Source organism: Acinetobacter sp. (genome assembly GCF_045628685.1).
Lineage (GTDB): Bacteria > Pseudomonadota > Gammaproteobacteria > Pseudomonadales > Moraxellaceae > Acinetobacter.
Map to the genome: position 1 here is coordinate 1 of NZ_JAZQPV010000036.1, position 21,249 is coordinate 21,249.

Here is a 21,249-nt window from a genome sequence, read left to right on the forward strand (position 1 = left end):
TCGGAAAATAGAAAGTAACTTAGACCAGTGTTGATTATTCAGCATTGTACGAGGCATAGCGAGAGTAAAATTGGGTTTGGCGATTTAATTTTACTACCTCGCTATTTTTTTAAGCAACAAATGTCAACAGACCCTAATAAAATATGTATTTAATCTTTCAAATGTAAATGATCTCAAGCACTTTTAAAAAAATGAAGGACTATATTTTTGAATAAATTTAATGGTTTGTGTAAAGGTTTGCTGACTGGCTTTTTTACTCATCATAAATTGATATTCATGGACTAAAAATTCTTTAGAGTTGGGATAAAATAATTCAGTTACGGGTATATTTTGATCTATTAAAGCTTTTGCAAAAGGTACAGATTGAGTCCTGGTTAAAAAGTCTTTATTACCACCACTAATTAATACCGGTGGATAATTCGGGGTTAAATATTGAATGGGAGATATACTTTTTAAAAATTCCGCATTGTCTTTTTTATTGCCGGTATAGGATTGAACCAGATTAAATACCCCCCATTCGATTAATTTCAGTTCATTCGGTGCAGTATTAATAAAAGCATTCATATCATAAATACCGCAATGTAAAATTAAGCCTTTAATCTGGTCACGTTGAATCAACGGCGTAAAACCTGACTGCTGGGCAAAATCCGGATTACTGAGTAAAGCGGCATAATGACTGACTAAGTTCGCACCTGCCGAATCACCTGCCAAATACATTTGATTGGCATTAAGATGATATGCCTGCGCATGCTCGCTTAGAAACTTTAATGCTTGATTAATTTGTAGCAGCTGATTTGGATAAATGGCTTGGGGGGCAAATTGATACTGTATTGACACCACGTTATAGCCCTGATTGGCCAAAAGTTTAAAGTAGCCACGCGCGTGCTCTTTAGAACCTGAAACCCATCCCCCTCCATGAACCCAGACTACGGTTGGACGCGGCTCAAGTTGCCTCACATTTTTGGGCTGATAAATATCCAAAGTTAATGTGGGTTCCTGCATATAGGTTATATTTTTCTGTACCAAAATCTCTTGGGGTGCATATTTATCGATCATCTTTTTTTGTACATTGGTGGAAGCATTAAAAACACTCGCAATCACTTTGGTACTACTTTGGGTATTCTGACAACCACTAAGGTTGAGTGCAGCAATTAAACACAGACTTAAACCGAAAAATTTTGAATCCACGGGCTTTCCTTATTGGCATTATTTCGCCCGCTATTTATTGAAGACGATAATATTCTTAGCCATTTTAATACGGGTTTAGATATTTAGAAATATCTATGCAAATGTAGAGTTTCCAACTTAGATTTAAATGCAAAACAGAACACACTTATATTTATGATATTTAATAAATTTTAAATCATTTCACAGTCTAAATTGATCATTCAAACACAATGTGCTATCTATAATTAATAGCCAGATAATAAACTCCAAGGAACAAGTAATATGTCTTATCAAAATATTTTAGTCCCAGTTGACGGTTCCCCTATTTCCTTGTCTGCCGTGCAAAAAGCTGCTCAGATTGCCCAAGCTTTTGGTAGTCAATTAACTTTAATTAGCTTGGTCACTGAAGACCCGTTTTCTGAGGCAGACTTTTACTATCCATCTCCAATTATGAAAGAGTATTTCGTCCAAGCCTATGCCAATGCGGAAAAGTCACTGAAACAGGCTCAAGCGATTGCCAGCGAAAATGGTGTTACTGCCAACTCTCAAATCGTTAAAGGGACTGTCTCTGAAGAAGGTATTATTGAAGCTGCAGAAAAGTTGAAAATTGATCTCATTGTGATGGGTTCACATGGCCGCAAAGGTTTTCAAAAGTTCTTGCTCGGTAGTTTTGCTCAGGATGTTTTAAAAGGAACGAAACTTCCTGTTCTCATTGTTAAAGAATAAATACTTATCAATAAACCCTACAGCTGATGTGGGGTTTATCTATCTATTTTAACAGTCCTTTACTTTATCATCATGACTTACAATTAAAAACTCTTTCCAATTCAGCTCTATTCATAAGGATAATCTCATGACTTATAAACATATTTTAGTTCCGGTAGATGAATCCCCTATTTCTTATGCAGCGGTTGAACAAGCATTATCTTTGGCCAAAGAACTCCATTGCCAAGTCACTATTACCAGTGTGATTGCTGTAGATCCATTTGTCGGTGTGGACTTTTATAAAGTCGCACCTGCAATTACGGATTACTTTATGCAAGCTGAAAAGAGTGCGCAGTTGCGCTTAACTGAAATCAAGCAATCCTTTATTCAAGATAACATTGATGTAGATACCAAAATTATTCACGGTGTCTCGCCTGCTGAAGGAATAATCCAGGTGGCTGATGAAGTCGGTGCGGATTTAATTATTATGGGTTCGCATGGCCGCACAGGATTCAAAAAATTAGTATTGGGAAGTGTCGCTCAGGCTGTACTGACCCAATCACCCATTCCTGTACTGATTATAAAAATTTAGCCATGAAAAAAGTCCCTTTCAAAGGGACTTTTTAATATAAGTAGATTTACAATCGATTAAAAAAAGACTCATTCACTTTTTATCTGGTTCATGATCCGTATTAATCTTTGAATATCCAAATAAATCAAGTGACATACGTTAAAGGTTAATATGACAATTTTTAATCATCGTTATCCTTTATTTAGATTTTCATCAATCAAACTTATTCCAACAAAAGACTCTTTTTTAAATAAATTTAGGTTGTAAGCCTAATAGCGATATAAAGAAATTATTTGGAAATGTGTTGATGCAAAGTTTGTAGATAAATTTCGGCTTCAATTTTACTGTCAAAAGTTTTTTGATAGGTTCCCATTGCCTGAATATTATTCGGTGTATATTCAATCACTACAACAAAATGTCCATCACTGGTACTTTTTGAAACCCGAATAGCAATAATATGCTGGGAGTTTAAATAAAAACCATCTTCAATTTTAATTAACAAAACCAACCTCCAGTCTACTGAATAAAGTGACAGGTTTAATCCAATAACAGTCTGCTAAATGATAAAAGCCCATCTTAAGATGAGCTTCAATACATCTATTTTAAGCTACTAATGTGACTTAATCGACACTTTTAAAAGAATAACTCAATAGAAAATATGTCTTATAATTTTATCTTTTAATTTAGTTATTCTAAACAGCGGTTCATTTATTCTTCTGTTAAATTACGCTGTAAAAATAAAAAAGCCTTTTCTCGGTTTTAATCAAGAAAAGGCTTTCTAGTTATTTAATGAATGCTAAGTTAAATACTCAACATACTATTCAACGTTTCTGAAACGTTTTTAGATTTCACTTGTGGTTTTAACGCTTCAAGCGCAGTTTTTACTTGTGTACGTTGTGGCTCTGCCAAGGTGTACCAGCGTGAAAGTACTTGCAGTAAACGTGAACCGACAATCGGGTTTTTCTCATCCAGATATTTAGCCAGATCAATATAGTGCTGGACACCAAAACTCCAGGTATTTACAGGATTGGCATTCAAACCCCCACTGACTGCACGAATACGGTTAGGTGTACCCAAATCATAATCAGGATGAGAGGTTAAATACTTGATGGTTTCTGCAGTTGCTTTCGGATGTGCTGCCTGAACCATAAACCATTGATCTAAAGACAAGGCTTCATCTTCAAAGCGGCTATAGAAGTCTGCCAACGCTTCTTGAGCCTGTGGTGCATCATTCCAGACCAGTACTTTAAGCGCACCCAACCGTTCAGACATGTTGCCTGTATGATACTGCTCATAAGCCAGATCAAAGGCAGAAACATCACCCTGACGTGCAATCATACTGAGCATAATGTTTCTCAGTGCACGCACACCCATCGCTTGAGAGAACTCACTTTGATTATCCGGGTCTAACTCCAGGTAAGTCTCTTTGCAGAATGTACCAAGTTCACGTGCCAATCTATTCAGCAAAGCATTACGCTGTTCCTGAATTTTGGCAGGTTGATAATCTGTATCAATACGGCTGCCCAAATAGCCTTCTGTCGGCACATCAAACAAACGTGAAGCCAACAGTGGATCTTTTTGAATGACGTCAGGCAAGGTATTTTTCATGGTTTGGATATAAATATCTGCATCATGACCTTGCAGCAAAATACGTTCCAGCAAGGTTTGGGTGGCCTGCCACTGGTTAAAACCGTTGGTTTCATGTTGCAATAAGAATGCAAGTTCTTCATCTGAATAGTTAAATTCAAGATTCACTGGTGCAGAGAAATTACGCAGCAATGAGACCACAGGTTTTGCAATTACGCCGCTAAACTCAATGGTTGCTTCACTCTGATCAAATAAATACACCCCATCTTTCACGCCATTTTCAAATAGTGCTTCAGATTGCAGTGTATATTGCTCACCTGTTTCTGCATCAAAAAGTGCCAAAGCAACAGGAATCGGTACCGCTTTTAGGTTTGGATATTTCGCATTCGCTTTTAAACTTTGTTTAAAGCTTAAACGGTAGATTTGAGCCACAGCATCGTACTCGCCTTGAGCTTCCAGTTTTGGTGTGCCAGGCTGGTTATACCAAATCAGGAATGCAGATAAATCTACTCCAGAACCTGCAGTTAATGCGGATACCCAATCTTCTACTGTCACCGCTTGACCATCATGACGTTTAAAGTACTCATCAGTCCCAGCGCGGAATTTCTCTTTACCGAGCAAGGTCGCCATCATGCGGTTAATTTCCGCACCTTTTTCATACACGGTTGCGGTATAAAAGTTATTAATTTCCACAAAATGGTCTGGACGCGGCGGATGAGAAAGCGGACCTGAATCTTCAGGGAATTGATGCGCTTTCAATACAGCAACATCATCAATACGTTGTACTGCAGCAGATTGTAAATCTTCCGAGAAAGACTGATCACGGAAGACGGTTAAACCTTCTTTTAAGCACAGTTGGAACCAGTCACGACAGGTAATACGGTTACCGGTCCAGTTATGGAAATATTCATGCGCAATCACCGACTGAACACGCATGATAGCAGCATCCGTGGTGAACTCTTCGTCAGCAAGCACGCATGACGTATTGAAGATATTTAAACCTTTATTTTCCATTGCCCCCATATTGAATGCACTGGTCGCTACGATCATATAATTGTCTAGGTCATACGGACGACCATAGTGTTCTTCATCCCATTGCATGGAATGTTTGAGCGCTTCCATGGCAATATGACATTTTGGAATATCTTTTTCGACAGCATAAATTTCTAGTGCAACGTTACGGCCTTCGGAAGTCACATAAGAATCTTTCAACACCGCCAAATCACCAATCACGCAAGCAAACAAATAGCTGGGTTTCTTGGTCGGATCTTGCCAAATGGTGTAGTGACGACCTTCGCCAGCCTCACCGGCTTCCATCAAGTTACCATTGGCTAAAAGCACAGGAAATTTTTTATCCGCTTCTACGCGTGTGGTAAAGACAGACAGGACATCCGGACGGTCCGGATAGAACGTGATTTTGCGAAAACCTTCAGGCTCGTTTTGAGTCACGAATAAATCGTCACCCGCCTGATATAAACCTTCAAGCTGTGTGTTGCTTTCAGGATGAATAACCACGGCAGTTTCAAGAATGACTTCATTTGGTGCATCGGCAATCACCAGCTGTTCCGCATCCAGTGTGTAGTCTGCTTCAGTCAGTGGCTTGCCGTTTAAAGTAATGGATTTTAATTCCAGATCACGACCCAGCAGTACCAAATCCCCTGCTGTCTGGCGCTTCATCACCAAGGTTGCATTTACATCGGTACGATCTGTATGAACTTGAATATCCAGATTGATTGAATCAACCAAAAAAGAAGGTTTTTCATAGTCTTTTAAATAAACAGTTTGGTCTGCTTCAACCATTGGGTTTGCCGCGATATTCATATAATGTCCTAATCCTGTAATTCTTACGCCAAGACTTTGTTTTGTGTGAATGCTTCGATCATACGACAACTTTCACAATCTGTCTGTGCGATTGATTTGAGTTATATATGGGCACATTGCTCACAATTTTCAATTCATGCTCTGAACATCAGTACAATTAATACTTCATTTGCTTACTTAACATACGTGCAGTTAAAAATCATGTGTTCCAACTTAGATATTTTCCAGCAATGTAAATAGAAAATAATCGTATTCTCACATCTCTTTATATTAAAAGAGCAAGATTTACCTGGCTTCTACCCTGACTTAACTCAAAGTGACAGATATTTTCAAGACGACTACATTTTGAGCACGTTTTTTGCTTGTATTGATATGTGTAAAGCGCACTATAAAATTAATTCAAAATTAGAAGAGGTGTCCCATGTATTTAAAAGATCATATTGTCCGTGTGGAAAACATCAAAACCATGCAAACACTCGACGCTGCCGGAATTGATCACAAGGTGATTGCGATGTTTATGAGCTGTGAAGGTATTCCGATGCAATCGCCCGATATTGGCGCGATTTTGAATAATTACGATGCATTAGGCAGCAAAAAAATCCCCTCTAAAAAAGTTCAGGCTTTAATCAATGCAAAGCAATTAGGCGAAGAAGATGAGTCATTACCTTGCCCTGCTTCTTATTAGTTATTTCCCCTGATAGTCCCTGTTCTTGTGAAGATGGAAGAATTGCTTCTATCTTCACATCAATGAACCATAAACGCTTAGGCTATTTCAAGCACAAGGTTCAGCTGCATTTTCCTGCACGGATTTATTGCTCATTCAGTACTATTCAATCACGTTACAATAAAAGAGATGTGTATAATCGTTTAAATGATTAACCAGACTTGTGATTGACTCTTTCCATGCTCCTTCAGATTCTGCAAAAACAGTTAGATGAAAGTACATCATGCCCTTTGTGCCAGGCATCCATGTTCTGGATTGAAGCAGAACAGTACGATCAAGCACTTAATTTTCATGAATGTAGTCACTGTCAGCATCGTGTTTTTCAGGATGGACGCACCAACTGTCATTGTGACAAATGTCTGGTCAATCGAAAAAAAATGCTCACCGAAACGCGTCTGCAAGAGCAACGCAAACTCAAATCAAAAAATAAAGATACGGTTGAATACCGACTGGATCAGATCAGCTTTTTAAATAAATTGTTCTTATTGAGTATTTTGGATAATCAGGTTCAGGAACATACTACGCATCATGAATATATTGACTGGGAAAGTATTAAATACCATTCCATTACTCCGAATTATTTATTTCAAAATTATCTGGTCAAGCAACTGGTAAAAGAACAAATCCTGATTGCCAAGGATTTTGCCTCGGAGGCACATCATTACTATGTCAATGTGCGTTTGGATGGTTATTCTGAACCAAGTCTGTTTAGCATTACCCAGCAACTTCGAAACTGGTTTTATGAAAATTTAACCATGGGTGTGCCCTTTAAAAATGCCGATGAAGTGAAGAATGTGCTTTATTTAGTGTTGTATCAGGAAATTATTCAGTTTGCCCAGTTCTATTGCCGCACGTGGGGCATCCAAATTGCAGGAAATAACAGTTTTCAGACCTTTTGTTATCGCTTAATGGATTCATTGGCAGTGGGGCAAATTTATTATCTGGTGCAAACCGCTTTGGAATATTTATATCAACAAAAAGCCCTGCAAATCCGTAATGAAAACTTTATTAACACCAACTTGTTAAAGAAAACCTTGCAACAATATCGTGAACGGGCCGTGACCGAAAAATGGGAAACATCGACCCTGCCACGTCCACACAATATTCCTTTTAGCAAGATGAGTGAAATCCTGTTTTTTCGCTTTATAGGCTATGATGAAAGTATTTTTTTCCAGCCGATTTGGCGAATTTGGAAAAAAATTGAACCACGCTTAAGCTTCTATTCTCAAAAACGCTGTATGTATTGTGGTTCCAATGAGCTAACCGTCGATTACGATGCTGAAAATTATGTGACCTTATGCTGTCGCACCTGTAAGCATCAAGACCACTATTTTACCCAATAGAATTTCACCCAGTAAGCGGTGAGCCATATGTCTCGTCTCATCCATCCGGGATCTAACTTAAGGAATCATCCTATGGATCAAACTTCAACATTGGTCAGGCAGATTGTTGAAGCATGGACCCAGCTGCACACCCAGCAACCTTTGGTGCAATGCATTACCAATAGCGTTGCAGCCAATTATGCAGCCAATGTTTTGCTGGCTGCGGGTGCTTCTCCTGCAATGATTGATAATCCATTCGAAGCCGAAAGTTTTACCACTATTTCCGCTGCACTCAGCATAAATCTGGGTACACCGACCACTGAACAGATGCAGGCGATGCAAATTTCTGCAAAAACGGCACAACGTACCAATACCCCTTGGGTGCTTGACCCAGTCGGTTATGGTCCCGTTTTGAAATGGCGTTCGGATATGGTGGATGAGTTACTGCAATATCACCCAACCGTGATTCGCGGTAATGCTTCAGAAGTCAGTACCCTTGCAGGCAATCAGGTAATCTCCAAAGGTATGGATAGCACTCTGGATAGTGCCGATGTATATCAACAAGCTAAAGTGCTGTTAGATTATGCTGAATGCATTGCCATTTCAGGTACATCTGATTTTATTTTAAGTAAAGAGCTTGATGCTGTAATTCAAGTCAATGGCGGCTCTTATTTACAACCGAAAGTTACCGCGACAGGCTGTGCACTCGGTGCTTTAATCGCGGCTTACTGTGCTGTAACCACACCAACCATTGCCACCATTGCGGCACATACCCATTTTGCCATTGCAGGAAAATTGGCATTTGAAAAAACGCAGATGATAGGTCAGTTTAACGTTGCGTTCATGGATTACATCCATAGTTTAAATCCGGATTTAATTCAGCAATATGCCGATATCAAAATTCTTGAAATTTAAAAATATGCTTTTACCTCTATTAATGATTCCGTATGAATTTTAGTTTTTGGTCTCCAGGGTAAAACCATTGTGCAGCAGGAAATACTCTATGGAACTTAGACATTTACGTTACTTTGTGGCTCTGGCTGAAGAACTCAACTTTACCCGTGCTGCACAAAAACTGTGTACCGTACAACCTTCCCTCAGTCAGCAAATTAAAGATCTGGAAGAAGAAGTCGGTGTACAACTGATTGACCGCAGTGCACGCAAAATCGCTTTGACTGCAGAAGGTTATGGTTTTTTAAAATACGCCTTGGAATCGATTAAATACGCGGAACTTGCTGTCGCTCATGCACGTCAAATTGCCAACCAAGGTCAGCAACAGCTGTTTATTGGCGTATTGCACGTTGCGGAAATGACTATTATTCCCCAAATTATTCAACGGGTTCGCGCTCAATTTCCACAAGTCGATCTTAAAATTAGAAGTTTATCCTGTAGCGAACAGGTTCAGGCATTGAAAAACTCCGAACTGGATTTAATTTTTAGTCGCGTGTGTATTGATGATCCGGTTTATAGCAGCACCTTGCTATTTGAAGAAAAATTATTATTCGTCGCCCATCAAAATTATATTGCCAATCGCAAGATTCAGGACTTAAGGCAAATTCAAAATGATGACTTTATTGTCTGCGACCAGTTTTTTTCTCCAGTTTTCTATCAGCGAATTGAAGAATTCACTGAAAAAGAAAATTTAAAACTGAAATATAAATACCAAGTCACCAATGCCTTACAGCATATCAATCTCATTAATATGGGTTTGGGCTGGAGCTTTATTCCTGAATATGCACGGCAATTGCTCAACCCGAATGTACAGCCGATTGAGCTGAAACAACACTTACCGACCTTACCGCTCTATGCCAGTTATCGAACAGATGCTGAAAATCCGGTTTTGCAATTTACCGCAAAAATCATTCATCAATCTGTTCAACAACCAGTTTCAACATAACTTTTTAAAATCTGAATTAAGCGATTTGATAATTCATTTGTTCTAGCACCTGCGTTAATTTTTGCAAGGCGACTGCGCCATCATACAAGGCTTCCTGATGGCGCCATGCCACATAACCATCCGGGCGCACCAGCAATATGCCTGCTTCAGCAATTTCACAGGTTTTTTGCCAGATGCCATAAACATCTTTCACTTCTTGCCCGATGGTCACCACATTCAAATAAGGCAGGTCTAACTTATCGGTAGCCTGTTTCCATGCAGTACCGGATAAACCTGTCACTAAAGTAAGTTTGCCATTCCCAACAATATCCAGTGTGGAAACCTTTTGACCATTCTTAGCATCCACTAACCAGCAATGTGGAATTTTCGCTCCAGGACGTGACGTTGCCTGTAAATATAATTGCGGATCAGCTTGCCATTGTTCATCACATTCATCATCCAAAACCACAGCAACCGACTGATAACGCTGATTCAGCTCCACACCTTGTGCATTGAACTCAAAGTTTTTAATGTCTAAGGCATGATTTAACTGAAGACGTAATTCAGCTGCATCTGCTGTCGGTGCATTGAGTCGATCTAACAGTTGTTGTGTGGTTGCTATACCTTGGTCAAAACCAAAAACATCTTTGAGATGCTTATAATCCATCCGAGATTGATTGGCACGTGCCACAATTTGCTGTCCAACTGGCACACGTTCATCACTATAAGAGTTCAATAAGTCTGCTTTTGCCCAACCTTTAGTGACAAAAGCCAGTTTCCATGCCAAGTTAAACGCGTCTTGAATGCAGGTATTTGAACCTAAACCACTCGATGGCGGATGACGATGCACTGCATCCCCGCCGCAGAAAACACGACCAACTGAATAATGCTTGGCAAAAGCCTGATTTACATACCATGCCGATACATTTTGAACTTCAATATCAACATCGTCCGTACCAATAAAGGTATGAATACGTTGAATGATTTGTTCTTGAGTATATTGCGGCTCACCTTGAGCAATATCGAAACCCCAACCTGCAATCCAGTCATTCCATGGAGAAATGGCACGCAGCAAGCCCATGCCAATTTCGCCAAAACCTGCGGCAGGATTGACAATCCAATGTAAAATACTTGGACGATGTTGCACATACTTGCTTAAGTCCGCTTTAAAACGTACATAAGTTGTACCTGCACGTGCCATATGCCCCTCAATCGGAAGGCCAATTTCCTCAACAATTTTAGAGCGCGCCCCATCCATACCCACCAAATACTTGGCACGAACCGAATATTTTCGATTTTCCAAGCGGTCTAAAAACCAGACTGTAACGCCATCATCATCTTGTTGATGATCTAGATATTCGGTGTTGTAAAATATATTTGCACCACGCGCTACTGCATGTTTAACCAGCAGTGCTTCCATTTCTGGTTGCACCAAATCGAATAAAGGCGAAGGACTGCTTTTTACATAGTCGCCATGGCGTAAATCGCCCGTTCCCCAAGCCTGAATACGGGCAATTTCTTCACCAAGCAGACTGGTGGTGATCATGCTTTCCCCCATGTCTTGCCATGGAGTGGCTCTACTTTTAGCTTCTTCTTCTAAATCAAATTCACGCAATACTTCGACTGCGCGCTGATTGGTAATGTGCGCACGTGGCGAATTTGCCAAGCCATTAAACTGGGTATAAAAACGGACAGAAATACCATAAGTGGCTAAGGCTAAAGCGGTGGTTGCTCCCGCCGGGCCGGTCCCAATCACCACAACATCCGTATCAAAAGGCTGATTTGACATCACATTTCCTTATTCAATTCACTTAAATATGCACATCCACATCATTGGATTTGCTTTTATTGAACTATAAGGAAAATGTCGAGATTATTTTAAAACTATCACAACTAACTATAGCCATATTCCTCTGAGCTATAGAAGTTTCAATTGAAGTTTTATCTTGAATCTTTGTTTTGAAGATCAATCAGTTTCTTTACACATACTTTTTCTTACGCAAATTCAGAAACTGCTCACTAGAAATTTTGTCAAATAAGCACATGAAAAATATAATTTTATTATACATGCCGATTAAACCACACATTAAATATAGCTTCAGAAATTGTTTTTAAATCCAGTTTACATATACACATCAAACCCATGCCATCAAAATAATCGGGCACATGCTGGGTAAAAAAATTGATATGTTGGGTGGTTTTATTTCTTAAGCGCTGAATATCTGCAGGTGTCGTTTGTGGCATTACATTTGGATGCACAAAAATATCTTCTCTGCGCTTTTGCACCTTATTTTTACGCTGCTGAATCATATCTAAAACTTTTAAATATTCCTCTGGCATCGGCTTTGCTTTACGGGGAAAGAAATTCTGCGATCTGGATGCAAAATTCTTATAAACTTTAGGCTGGATAATTGTAGGTACAAACCATAACGGAATGGTCGGATGTCGAATTCTATAATTAATCACAATACGAATGGCAGTTTTGAGTGTTCTGTTGCTTTTACCATAACCCGCTAAAGTACCCAGCCGGGAACTCACCACAAAAATCGGCTTGTCTTCAAAATAAAGCTTCAAGAGCTGAATAATATTTTGCCCAATCAATTTATTTTCATGAAAGTAATGAACCACTTGGACAGCAACAGCATCTATATCATAAACAAATTCATAAATTTCATCTGGAGTAGAATTTGGAAATATTTGCTGATCAAATGCCAGCATTGTTTCAAAAAAATATTTTTTCTGTTCAGACGTAAGTTTTGTAAAATCGACAATCTTTTCTGCAATATGCATGAGATCAATTCAACCCCTATTTTTATATTTTTATTATTCATCATTTTACTGGCATTCAATATCCCTAGAAATAGTGATTTCAGGGCGGATTCAGTTGCTTGCTCTCTTCATCTTAACATCAGAAAGTCAAAATTTATCTCTTTCTTCACCACTTAAAGTTAAATCCAAATAATAAAAAACCCAACAACACATGTTTGTTGGGTTTTTAAAGAAGTTAAAAAGGAAAACATTAAAGATATCTATTACCTTTTTTGAATGTCCTGAATGACCTTCTAGCGATGCACGATCAAAACGGATTTGATTCGATTATCATCCAGTTCCGTCACCTCAAAGTGAACCCCGTGATACTCCAGATGAGTACCTACGGTTACTTCTCCATGCGCCTTTTCCAAAATCAGACCTGCAACACTGATATAGCCGGCATCTTCTTCGACCAGATCCATCATGCCAAGCTCTAATTCAAGCTGGTACACATCCAGCATACCCGATGCTTTCCAGGTATGATCATCAATTTTCACTAAATCAAGCTGTTCATCTGCATCCGGGAATTCTCCGGCAATAGCTTCAAACACATCCAGCGGAGAAATCAAACCTTGTACATTGCCAAATTCATCACTCACCAGAACCAATGAACCTTTCGAGGTACGCAAGGTATTGATCGCATCAATCACTTTCATTTTCGCGAAAATATAAATTGGACGATGACGTTTGATTAAAGCTTTAAATTGTTCGTCATCATCAAGAACATCAAGCAATTCTTTGGCACGAACGATACTGATCACTTTATCCAGACTGCCACGACATACTGGAAACAAGCTATGTGGTACGGATAGAACCTGTTCACGAATCTGCTCAGAACTATCTTCTATATTTACCCAGGAAATCTGGTTGCGCGGTGTCATAATCGAGGCAACAGACCTTTCTGCCAAGGTTAATACTCCACCAATCATATAACGTTCTTCATCGGCAAAGGCTTCTTTAGCTTCAAAGTGTTGAGCGTTATTTGCTAAGGTTTCCATTTTACCACCCATCAATTTCAGGATGGAATCCGCTGTACGGTGACGTAGTGGAATTTTCGATTCATGTTTGGCTGCATTGCGCTGACCAAATTGGTTAAATGCTTCAATTGCAATCGCAACGCCAATACCTGAATAGATATAGCCTTTCGGAATATGGAAGCCAAAACCTTCTGCAATCAAGCTAATCCCAATTAACAGTAAGAAACTTAGACACAAAATGACAACGGTTGGATGTCGGTTTACAAAAGCAGTTAATGATTTAGAAGCCAGTAACATTACTGCCATCGCAACAATCATGGCCACCATCATCACATAAATGTTGTCGACCATACCAATTGCGGTAATTACCGAGTCTAAAGAAAATACAGCATCTAATACAACAATTTGTGCAACAACTGCAGCGAAACTTGCATAAACAATATTGGTGGTGACGTTAACTTCAGGTTTGCCTTCCATCTTTTCATGTAGTTCGGTCACAGCTTTATAGACCAGGAATAAACCACCAAATAAAAGAATAAGATCTCGACCTGAGAAGGTCCAATTAAAGACTACGATAAGCGGTTTGGTCAAAGTGACTAACCAAGAAATAGCAAACAACAAGCCCAAGCGCATAAACAAAGCGAGGGAAAGCCCCACTACACGTGCTTTATCACGTTGTTCTGGAGGAAGTTTTTCTGCCAAAATAGCAATGAAGACTAGGTTATCAATACCTAGGACAATTTCTAAAACAATCAGGGTAAGTAAACCAATCCAAATTCCCGGATCTAACAAAAACTCCATTAGTTTATAGCTCCGATTTTATGAATTTGGTTAAAATTAAATGTAGACCTGCACGGCGACGGATCCATAGAGGTAACCTGTTCAACAATAGATAAATGAATTATGCACACTCTCCAAAATTTGTAATTAGTTTTTTGTATTTTTAAGCATAAAAATGCCAATGTGTATAAAATAAATACTCATTTTTGTGACTCATTTCATCTATTCATCTGATTTTTTGATTTAATCCCAAAATAGATTGAATGCTTACCTCCTCCAAAAAAATGACAAAAAAACGAAAAAATGAAATGTAAATTATTGTTTTTATATGTTTTATTTTAATGAAAGTTTGACAAATGCATTAATTTATTAAACTTACGAGTTAATTATCAGAAATTTTTTGTTAAAAAGATCAGTTCCAAAAGCTATTTTTTTCACTAGAATGAGATATAGCTAAAATTATTTCACTCAATAATTAAAACGAAACTTGGATGCGTAAGTCTCTAATCCAATCAAAAAATTACAGGATTATTTTCTATGAAAAATGAAAAAGCATTAACTTTCAATAAAATGCTGAAACCGGGTGCTAATCTGCACTATAAAAGCACTTATCTTAATCAAGATTCATGATTTGGCCAGCATCAAGTTAAGGCAGGAGTCCCACAAAATAAGCAAAATTTTGAAATGCTTGGGTCTTTTGTTTTACAACATGGCATTTCTATTGCAATGCTATCTTCAGCGCTTTATCAAAATTCTGAAGTCCTTGAAGTAGGACTGAAGTTTGCCCAAAGTATTGTTGTATATCATCAAAATAAAGACAGCTATGCAAGGTATCTTTTAAGCAATCCCGCTTAATTTTGAGTAAGATAAAGAAATTTATAAGTATAATATTCCTAATTGCACTAAGGAAAACTTAATATATACTAATCTGCAATAAAAATAATTTAATATGTATTGCGAAATAAAATAGCTTTAGATTAGAATGCTTTCCATGAAAAATTACAATTACAACAATAAATTAGGGGCTCGGCTATCATGACTAAAAAATACAGTAAATTTTTACCTTCTCCGGAAAGTTTTAGCTTAGAAAATTTTCCTTATTATTGGGTTACCCAAGTACATGCTCAGTATGTTCAAAATGTAGATCATGTATTAAAAAAATATGGTTTAGATAATTCTCGTCGCCGAATTTTACTCGCTTTAAAATCAAAACCGCATGCAAGTGTGTCCGATCTTTCTGAAATGGTCGTATCCAAGATGTCGACAACCACTAAAATTGTTTATCGCTTAAAAGATGAAGGATTAGTTGATACTTACTCATGTGCAGATGATGCCCGAATTACCCGTGTGGTCTTAACAGAAAAAGGGCAACAAATGACTCAAAAGATTAATGATCTCACCAATGTAGTTTTGGAACAGTCTTTTGAAGGTTTAACTCCATTACAAATTGAAAAAATGATAGAAAGTCTGAAACATATTTTCAAAAATTTAGCGCATTAATGTAAGTTATAAGTTTAATAGGAGGTAGTTTTTAGTTTGATTATAAGACACATTATAAATAAATTGTATTCAAAAAATTTTGCAAAGAAGTTACAATAATAAAATACAATTACAACAATTAATAACAGGAGATACATCCATGACAAAAAAATATAGTAAATTTTTACCTTGTGTGGAAAATTTTAGTTTAGACAACTTCCCATTTTATTGGGTTACCCAAGTACATGCACAACATGTACAGAATGTAGACCATGCATTAAAAAAATATGGTTTAGATAATTCTCGTCGCCGCATTCTACTTGCTTTGAAAGCAAAATCTCATGCAAGTGTGTCCGATCTATCGGAAATGATTATTTCTAAAATGTCGACAACCACGAAAATTGTATACCGCCTAAAAGATGAGGGATTAGTAGACACTTATTCTTGTGAAGATGACGCCCGAATTACTCGTGTTTTACTCACTGAAAAAGGCCAGCAAATGACCCAAAAGATTAATGACCTCACCAATGTGGTTTTGGAACAATCTTTTGATGGCTTAACTCCATTGCAAATTGAAAAAATGATCGAAAGTCTTAAACATATTTTCAAAAATTTAGCACGTTAAACCACACTTAATCAAAAAAGTTCAGTTGTGGACTGACTTTTTTGATTTTTTCTTTGGGCACATGTGAACACTCGAACTCTTCTACCGGAAACCCTTGTGTAAACGATCGGATATCTGGAGACTTCCAACTCAGCCATTCATCTAAACGCTCGTGAGGAATAACAATCACCGAACGTTTGATATTACCCGGCTCATGAAATTCTTTCATCATGGGATGATCAATTGCGTCCATGGTAATCATACTAGCAGACCGTACAATTTCCCCTGATATCCGCGTAATTTCATATACGGCTGCAATAAAAGTTGCCCGCCCATCTTTACGCCTTACGCCCCAGCGCTGTGGTTTATTGTCAAAATATTTGGACTCATAAAATTCTAATACCGGAATGACACCAAAATGGCATTTGGCAGTGGCCTCAGCAAAGGTCGGCTTTTGAAGTAAAGTCTCATTTCTGGCGTTATAGGTCTTTGTACCGATACTTTTATCTTCTGCCCATTTCGGAATAAGGCCAAAATTCACGGACCGCCATTCCAGTCCTTGAACTGAGCGGAATAAAAGCGGCGTAGCATAATTGGGATAGACCTCCTCCGGATATTCAAAAGGAATTTCTGGCAATCCCAGATTATGCAACTGTTCCAGGGTTAAAGGCTTAAAGTTGGCACACATGGCTCATACATGTAAATCATTCATCTATGAGATTATACCGTGCTGCCAATTCTAAGCCTGTAGTATTTCTATAATTCTAAACATATTGATTGTTAAGAATTCGGCACGGTCAACCAGTGGGTCCGGGTAAATTCCTCAAAAATCCAGCGCCCGTTAAAACGACCCAGTCCTGAGTTTTTTTCGCCCCCAAATGGCGCATTAGGCTGATCAGCAACACTAATCCCATTAATATGAGTCATACCGGCATCCAGTTGTGCAGCAAAAGTACGCCCTCGCTCAATATTTGAGGTACATACGGCGCTGGACAGCCCAAAGTCCGTATCATTGGCCAGGTTTAAGGCATGGGCTTCGTCATTCGCCTTCAAAATGGGTAAAATCGGTCCGAAGCTTTCTTGCTGTGCCAAATCAGAATCTGCCGCCACCTCAGTGAAGATATGAGGATAGACCAGATTCCCCTCAATTCCACCTTCATAGACCAGCTTTGCACCCTGCTCACTGCCTGTCTGAATGATCTGCTGATGCTTTTTGACCTGACTCTGATTAATGATTGGCCCGATGATAGTATCTTCCAGGTTTGGATCACCCACTGGAATCATTTTCACCCGATCCAAGAGTTTATCCACGTAAACATCATGAATGGAGGCATCGACAATCACTCGGTTGGTACTCATACAAATTTGTCCCTGATGTATAAACCGTCCCTTCAGGGTGAGATCAACAGCTAGATCAAGATCGGCATCATCCAGAATAACCAAGGGTGCATTCCCCCCCAGTTCAAGCGCGAGACGCTTAATTCGGGAACTGGCTAAAGCTTTGCTGCCAACTCCCTGCCCAACTTCTGTGGAACCAGTAAATGAAATCATTTTTGGTACCGGATGCTCGACAAAATAATCACCGATCTCGCTGCCGGAACCTGCTACAACATTGAGAGCACCTGCAGGCAAACCGGCCTCTTCAAATAGCTTGCCAATTAAGGTGCCACCAGTCACCGGTGTATCACTGGCAGGCTTAAGCACTACGGTATTACCACAAGCAATTGCAGTCGCGACTGAACGTAAGGATAAATGAAACGGAAAATTCCATGGACTAATCACCGCAATCACCCCTAAAGGCTTACGCAGCACCAAACTCTTGCGTGCAGGATCTTTACTGTCAAGCTCTTCAGTTTTGAGCCAATCAGGAAATTTCAGACTTTCCTGAATAATACCCAATGCTGCATTGATCTCAAGGCCGGCTTTAAACCGAGTACTACCTGACTCAATAATCAGCCAGTCTATAATTTCGTCATGACGTTGCTGGATGATAGTGATTAAATTTTGCAGAACTGTTTTACGTACTTCAGGCGATTGCAGAACATTCTGCTGAAAAGCTTGTTGTGCTGCTGCATAAGCGCTGTCTACATCGACAGAGCTAGCGGCTACAATGCTACAGATTTCCGTTTGGGTAAAAGGATTTAGATTCTTAATAATTTTCGTTGAAGTCCCTGGCCGCCACAGACCATGAATAAACTGCTGGTTTAAACCCTGATAGACTGTACTCATTTTATTATTCCATAGCATACTTTTCTCCCACTTTAAGAGTTCAGTTGGAAAATTTCTAGTATGAAAGGCAGTAACTTACCATTAGACAATAAAAAAGCCTCACACGGAGGCTTTTTTCAGCTAGACAGGATTAGTCACCTGTATAACCTTTCAACTTTAAACGCGCTGCGTGTAGAAGCGGCTCAGTATAACCTGATGGCTGTTCGCCACCTTTAAAGATCAGGTCAGACGCCGCCTGGAATGCGATGTTGTTTTCCAAGTCATTCGACATTGGCGTGTAAAGCGGATCATTGGCATTTTGCTCATCCACAATTTTCGCCATACGCTGCATGACGTCTTCAACTTGTGCACGGGTTACGATACCGTGACGCAACCAGTTGGCAACGTGTTGTGAAGAGATACGTAAAGTTGCACGGTCTTCCATCAAACCAACATTATTAATGTCGAGAACTTTAGAACAACCTACACCCAAATCAACCCAACGAACCACATAACCCAAGATACCCTGACAGTTATTTTCAAGTTCCTTGGTTTTTTCTTCTTCAGACCAGTTGGTGTCTTTAGCCAACGGCGGAGTCAACAAATCATCAAGTGGCAATGCTTGAGTTGAAAGCAACTCTTGCTGACGCTTTGCAACATTAATTTGATGGTAGTGAATCGCGTGAATCACTGCACCTGTCGGAGAAGGAACCCAGGCACAGCTTGCACCTGCTTCTGGATGTTCAGTTTTGGTTTTGTACATGTCGAGCAGCATGTCTGGTTTTGGCCACATGCCTTTACCAATTTGTGCTTTACCACGTAAGCCAGCCTGAAGACCGATCATCACGTTACGGTTCTCATAAGCTGGGAACCAAATTTGACTTTTAACTTCACCTTTACGAACGAAAGGCCCCGCTTCCATTAAGGTATGGATTTCATCACCCGTACGGTCCATAAAGCCGGTATTAATGAAAATGGTACGGTCTTTCGCTTGAGCGATACAGTTTTTCAAGTTTACAGAGGTACGACGCTCTTCATCCATGATACCAATTTTAAGCGTTTTAGCCGGCAAACCTAATGCCTGTTCAGCACGCTCGAAGAGTTCAACTGCAAAAGCAACTTCTTCAGGACCATGCATTTTTGGTTTAACGATATACATAGAACCTTTACGCGAGTTCTTGATTTCGTTTTCACCTTTGATATCTGCAAAAGATAACAATGGTGTAACCAGTGCATCCATGATGCCTTCATAAATTTCCGCACCCTCTACAAGAATGGCTGGATTGGTCATCAAGTGGCCCACATTACGAAGTAACATGAGTGAACGACCCTGAATAGAGGTCACGCCACCAATCAGGTTTTTATGAGTGCGATCTTTGTTCAATGCACGAGTAACAGTTTTACCATTTTTCTCGATTGATTCTTCGAGTGTGCCGCGCATTAAGCCTAACCAGTTACGGTAGCCTTCTACTTTTTCTTCTGCATCCACTGCAGCAATCGAATCTTCTAAATCCTGAATGGTGGTTACAGCTGCTTCAAGTACTAAATCTTTCACGCCAGCTGCATCTGTTTGACCAATTAGGCTGCTTGCATCAATTTCAACAATGACATGCAAACCATTATTTTTAAATACGATTTCAGTCGGCGCAGTAGCTTCACCATTATAACCCACGAATTGTGCTTGATGCGCCAAAGTGGTGGTAGAACCATCTTTTAAAGTCACAACCAGTGCATTGTGCTCTACTGTGTATTTTGTTGCATCTGCATGCGAACCATTTACCAACGGGAAAGTTTCATTTAAAAAGTTTTTCGCGAATGCAATTACTTTTTCACCACGTACCGGGTTATAGCCCTTACCTTTTTCTGCGCCACCTTCTTCAGAGATCACGTCGAAACCGTAAAGTGCATCGTATAAAGACCCCCAACGCGCATTTGCTGCGTTCAGGCAATAACGTGCATTACGTACAGGTACTACAAGTTGTGGACCAGCCAAAAGCGCGATTTCTTCGTCGACATTTTCCGTGCTGATTTTGAAATCTTCTACTTCTTGTAATAAGTAGCCAATTTCTGTAAGGAAAGCTTTGTAAGCTTCTAATTCAAATTTGTTGTTGCGGTGCCATTCATCAATTTTAGCCTGAAGATCATCACGCTTAGCTAAAAGCGCCTTGTTCTTGGGACTAAGATCAACAACGACTTGCTCGAAGTTTTTCCAGTATGTTTCGCTGTCTAAACCAGAACCTGGTAATGCTTCATTTTCGATGAAATCGTAAAGTTCTTTAGCAATCGCTAACTTGCCTTTTTGAATACGTGCAGTCATTGTCTTTCCTGATATTGCTACTTTTTATAACAAGAGATTCTAGTATACCGATTTAAATCTAGCTGAATAGTACTATCACATTGCTAAATAGTGATCATTTTTTATAAAATAAATATGCACATTATCAAATAAAATATAACTCACCAGTGCGATGTCATCATCAACCTGAGTATCTTTTTACAGTTTATAAAGTTTTTTGAATGTCGAAATTAGACTTAAGTGCAGCTTTATGGATAAAACGTCCTATAAACCTGACATTGGTATAGTTATAGAGCAAAGATTAAACAATGACTAGTCTTA

At 39.1% G+C, this 21,249-nt stretch carries 17 protein-coding genes; 8 read left to right on the top strand and 9 right to left on the bottom strand.

Annotated elements, in window-relative coordinates; translation table 11 throughout:
* Window positions 1-183: 183 nt before the first annotated feature.
* A complete protein-coding gene (locus tag ACKI4H_RS04660) occupies window positions 184-1,188 on the bottom strand; it encodes an alpha/beta hydrolase (protein WP_407304133.1) in 1,005 nt (334 codons plus the stop codon).
* Between the two features lie 261 nt (window positions 1,189-1,449).
* Here ACKI4H_RS04660 and ACKI4H_RS04665 point away from each other — a divergent pair, with 261 nt between their 5' ends.
* The gene (locus tag ACKI4H_RS04665) at window positions 1,450-1,893 is read left to right on the top strand and encodes a universal stress protein (RefSeq protein WP_407304134.1); all 444 of its coding nucleotides are present in this window, start codon (window positions 1,450-1,452) and stop codon (window positions 1,891-1,893) included.
* 127 nt (window positions 1,894-2,020) lie between these two features.
* On the top strand, window positions 2,021-2,464 hold the full coding sequence (locus tag ACKI4H_RS04670) for a universal stress protein (RefSeq protein WP_407304135.1): 444 nt from the start codon (window positions 2,021-2,023) through the stop codon (window positions 2,462-2,464).
* A 268-nt stretch (window positions 2,465-2,732) separates the two neighbouring features.
* Here the strand turns inward: ACKI4H_RS04670 and ACKI4H_RS04675 are convergent, their stop codons facing one another.
* On the bottom strand, window positions 2,733-2,945 hold the full coding sequence (locus ACKI4H_RS04675) for a hypothetical protein (RefSeq protein WP_407304136.1): 213 nt from the start codon (window positions 2,943-2,945) through the stop codon (window positions 2,733-2,735).
* Window positions 2,946-3,244: 299 nt separating this feature from the next.
* A complete protein-coding gene (pepN, locus tag ACKI4H_RS04680; protein ID WP_407304137.1) occupies window positions 3,245-5,851 on the bottom strand; it encodes an aminopeptidase N in 2,607 nt (868 codons plus the stop codon).
* Between the two features lie 421 nt (window positions 5,852-6,272).
* On the opposite strand from pepN, the gene ACKI4H_RS04685 reads away from it, so the two are divergent.
* The 4 genes from ACKI4H_RS04685 (at window position 6,273) to ACKI4H_RS04700 (ending at window position 9,794) form a co-directional block, all read left to right on the top strand.
* A complete protein-coding gene (locus ACKI4H_RS04685; protein ID WP_407304138.1) occupies window positions 6,273-6,536 on the top strand; it encodes a hypothetical protein in 264 nt (87 codons plus the stop codon).
* A gap of 218 nt (window positions 6,537-6,754) precedes the next feature.
* Complete coding sequence (locus ACKI4H_RS04690; protein WP_407304139.1) at window positions 6,755-7,918, top strand: hypothetical protein; 1,164 nt, start codon at window positions 6,755-6,757, stop codon at window positions 7,916-7,918.
* Between the two features lie 72 nt (window positions 7,919-7,990).
* Window positions 7,991-8,812 (top strand): hydroxyethylthiazole kinase, encoded by an 822-nt coding sequence (gene thiM, locus ACKI4H_RS04695; RefSeq protein ID WP_407304140.1) that lies wholly within the window; start codon window positions 7,991-7,993, stop codon window positions 8,810-8,812.
* Window positions 8,813-8,900: 88 nt separating this feature from the next.
* A complete protein-coding gene (locus ACKI4H_RS04700; protein ID WP_407304141.1) occupies window positions 8,901-9,794 on the top strand; it encodes a LysR substrate-binding domain-containing protein in 894 nt (297 codons plus the stop codon).
* Between the two features lie 16 nt (window positions 9,795-9,810).
* Here ACKI4H_RS04700 and ACKI4H_RS04705 read toward each other — a convergent pair whose 3' ends face one another.
* From ACKI4H_RS04705 to ACKI4H_RS04715, 3 genes are all read right to left on the bottom strand, one after another.
* Window positions 9,811-11,562: an FAD-dependent monooxygenase gene (locus ACKI4H_RS04705; RefSeq protein ID WP_407304142.1), complete on the bottom strand. Its 1,752-nt coding sequence runs from the start codon at window positions 11,560-11,562 to the stop codon at window positions 9,811-9,813.
* A gap of 272 nt (window positions 11,563-11,834) precedes the next feature.
* Window positions 11,835-12,563 carry a hypothetical protein gene (locus ACKI4H_RS04710; RefSeq protein WP_407304144.1) on the bottom strand — a complete coding sequence of 243 codons (729 nt, stop codon included), beginning with the start codon at window positions 12,561-12,563 and terminating at the stop codon, window positions 11,835-11,837.
* A 272-nt stretch (window positions 12,564-12,835) separates the two neighbouring features.
* The gene (locus tag ACKI4H_RS04715; RefSeq protein ID WP_407304145.1) at window positions 12,836-14,362 is read right to left on the bottom strand and encodes a TerC family protein; all 1,527 of its coding nucleotides are present in this window, start codon (window positions 14,360-14,362) and stop codon (window positions 12,836-12,838) included.
* A 1,014-nt stretch (window positions 14,363-15,376) separates the two neighbouring features.
* On the opposite strand from ACKI4H_RS04715, the gene ACKI4H_RS04720 reads away from it, so the two are divergent.
* Together ACKI4H_RS04720 and ACKI4H_RS04725 are read left to right on the top strand one after the other, a co-directional pair.
* A complete protein-coding gene (locus ACKI4H_RS04720; protein ID WP_407304147.1) occupies window positions 15,377-15,841 on the top strand; it encodes a MarR family winged helix-turn-helix transcriptional regulator in 465 nt (154 codons plus the stop codon).
* Window positions 15,842-15,980: 139 nt separating this feature from the next.
* On the top strand, window positions 15,981-16,445 hold the full coding sequence (locus ACKI4H_RS04725) for a MarR family winged helix-turn-helix transcriptional regulator (RefSeq protein WP_407304148.1): 465 nt from the start codon (window positions 15,981-15,983) through the stop codon (window positions 16,443-16,445).
* A 7-nt stretch (window positions 16,446-16,452) separates the two neighbouring features.
* Here ACKI4H_RS04725 and ACKI4H_RS04730 read toward each other — a convergent pair whose 3' ends face one another.
* From ACKI4H_RS04730 to ACKI4H_RS04740, 3 genes are all read right to left on the bottom strand, one after another.
* Complete coding sequence (locus ACKI4H_RS04730) at window positions 16,453-17,112, bottom strand: SOS response-associated peptidase family protein (protein WP_407304149.1); 660 nt, start codon at window positions 17,110-17,112, stop codon at window positions 16,453-16,455.
* 92 nt (window positions 17,113-17,204) lie between these two features.
* Window positions 17,205-18,653 carry an aldehyde dehydrogenase family protein gene (locus ACKI4H_RS04735; RefSeq protein WP_407304150.1) on the bottom strand — a complete coding sequence of 483 codons (1,449 nt, stop codon included), beginning with the start codon at window positions 18,651-18,653 and terminating at the stop codon, window positions 17,205-17,207.
* A gap of 130 nt (window positions 18,654-18,783) precedes the next feature.
* Window positions 18,784-20,949: a malate synthase G gene (locus tag ACKI4H_RS04740; protein WP_407304151.1), complete on the bottom strand. Its 2,166-nt coding sequence runs from the start codon at window positions 20,947-20,949 to the stop codon at window positions 18,784-18,786.
* Window positions 20,950-21,249: the final 300 nt, after the last annotated feature.

Coding starts and splice junctions, on each gene's coding strand:
- ACKI4H_RS04665 (WP_407304134.1), top strand. CDS start 1,450: ATGTCTTATCAAAATATTTTAGTCCCAGTTGACGGTTCCCCTATTTCC.
- ACKI4H_RS04670 (WP_407304135.1), top strand. CDS start 2,021: ATGACTTATAAACATATTTTAGTTCCGGTAGATGAATCCCCTATTTCT.
- pepN (WP_407304137.1), bottom strand. CDS start 5,851: ATGAATATCGCGGCAAACCCAATGGTTGAAGCAGACCAAACTGTTTAT.
- ACKI4H_RS04685 (WP_407304138.1), top strand. CDS start 6,273: ATGTATTTAAAAGATCATATTGTCCGTGTGGAAAACATCAAAACCATG.
- ACKI4H_RS04690 (WP_407304139.1), top strand. CDS start 6,755: ATGCTCCTTCAGATTCTGCAAAAACAGTTAGATGAAAGTACATCATGC.
- thiM (WP_407304140.1), top strand. CDS start 7,991: ATGGATCAAACTTCAACATTGGTCAGGCAGATTGTTGAAGCATGGACC.
- ACKI4H_RS04700 (WP_407304141.1), top strand. CDS start 8,901: ATGGAACTTAGACATTTACGTTACTTTGTGGCTCTGGCTGAAGAACTC.
- ACKI4H_RS04705 (WP_407304142.1), bottom strand. CDS start 11,562: ATGTCAAATCAGCCTTTTGATACGGATGTTGTGGTGATTGGGACCGGC.
- ACKI4H_RS04710 (WP_407304144.1), bottom strand. CDS start 12,563: ATGCATATTGCAGAAAAGATTGTCGATTTTACAAAACTTACGTCTGAA.
- ACKI4H_RS04715 (WP_407304145.1), bottom strand. CDS start 14,362: ATGGAGTTTTTGTTAGATCCGGGAATTTGGATTGGTTTACTTACCCTG.
- ACKI4H_RS04720 (WP_407304147.1), top strand. CDS start 15,377: ATGACTAAAAAATACAGTAAATTTTTACCTTCTCCGGAAAGTTTTAGC.
- ACKI4H_RS04725 (WP_407304148.1), top strand. CDS start 15,981: ATGACAAAAAAATATAGTAAATTTTTACCTTGTGTGGAAAATTTTAGT.
- ACKI4H_RS04730 (WP_407304149.1), bottom strand. CDS start 17,112: ATGTGTGCCAACTTTAAGCCTTTAACCCTGGAACAGTTGCATAATCTG.
- ACKI4H_RS04735 (WP_407304150.1), bottom strand. CDS start 18,653: ATGAGTACAGTCTATCAGGGTTTAAACCAGCAGTTTATTCATGGTCTG.
- ACKI4H_RS04740 (WP_407304151.1), bottom strand. CDS start 20,949: ATGACTGCACGTATTCAAAAAGGCAAGTTAGCGATTGCTAAAGAACTT.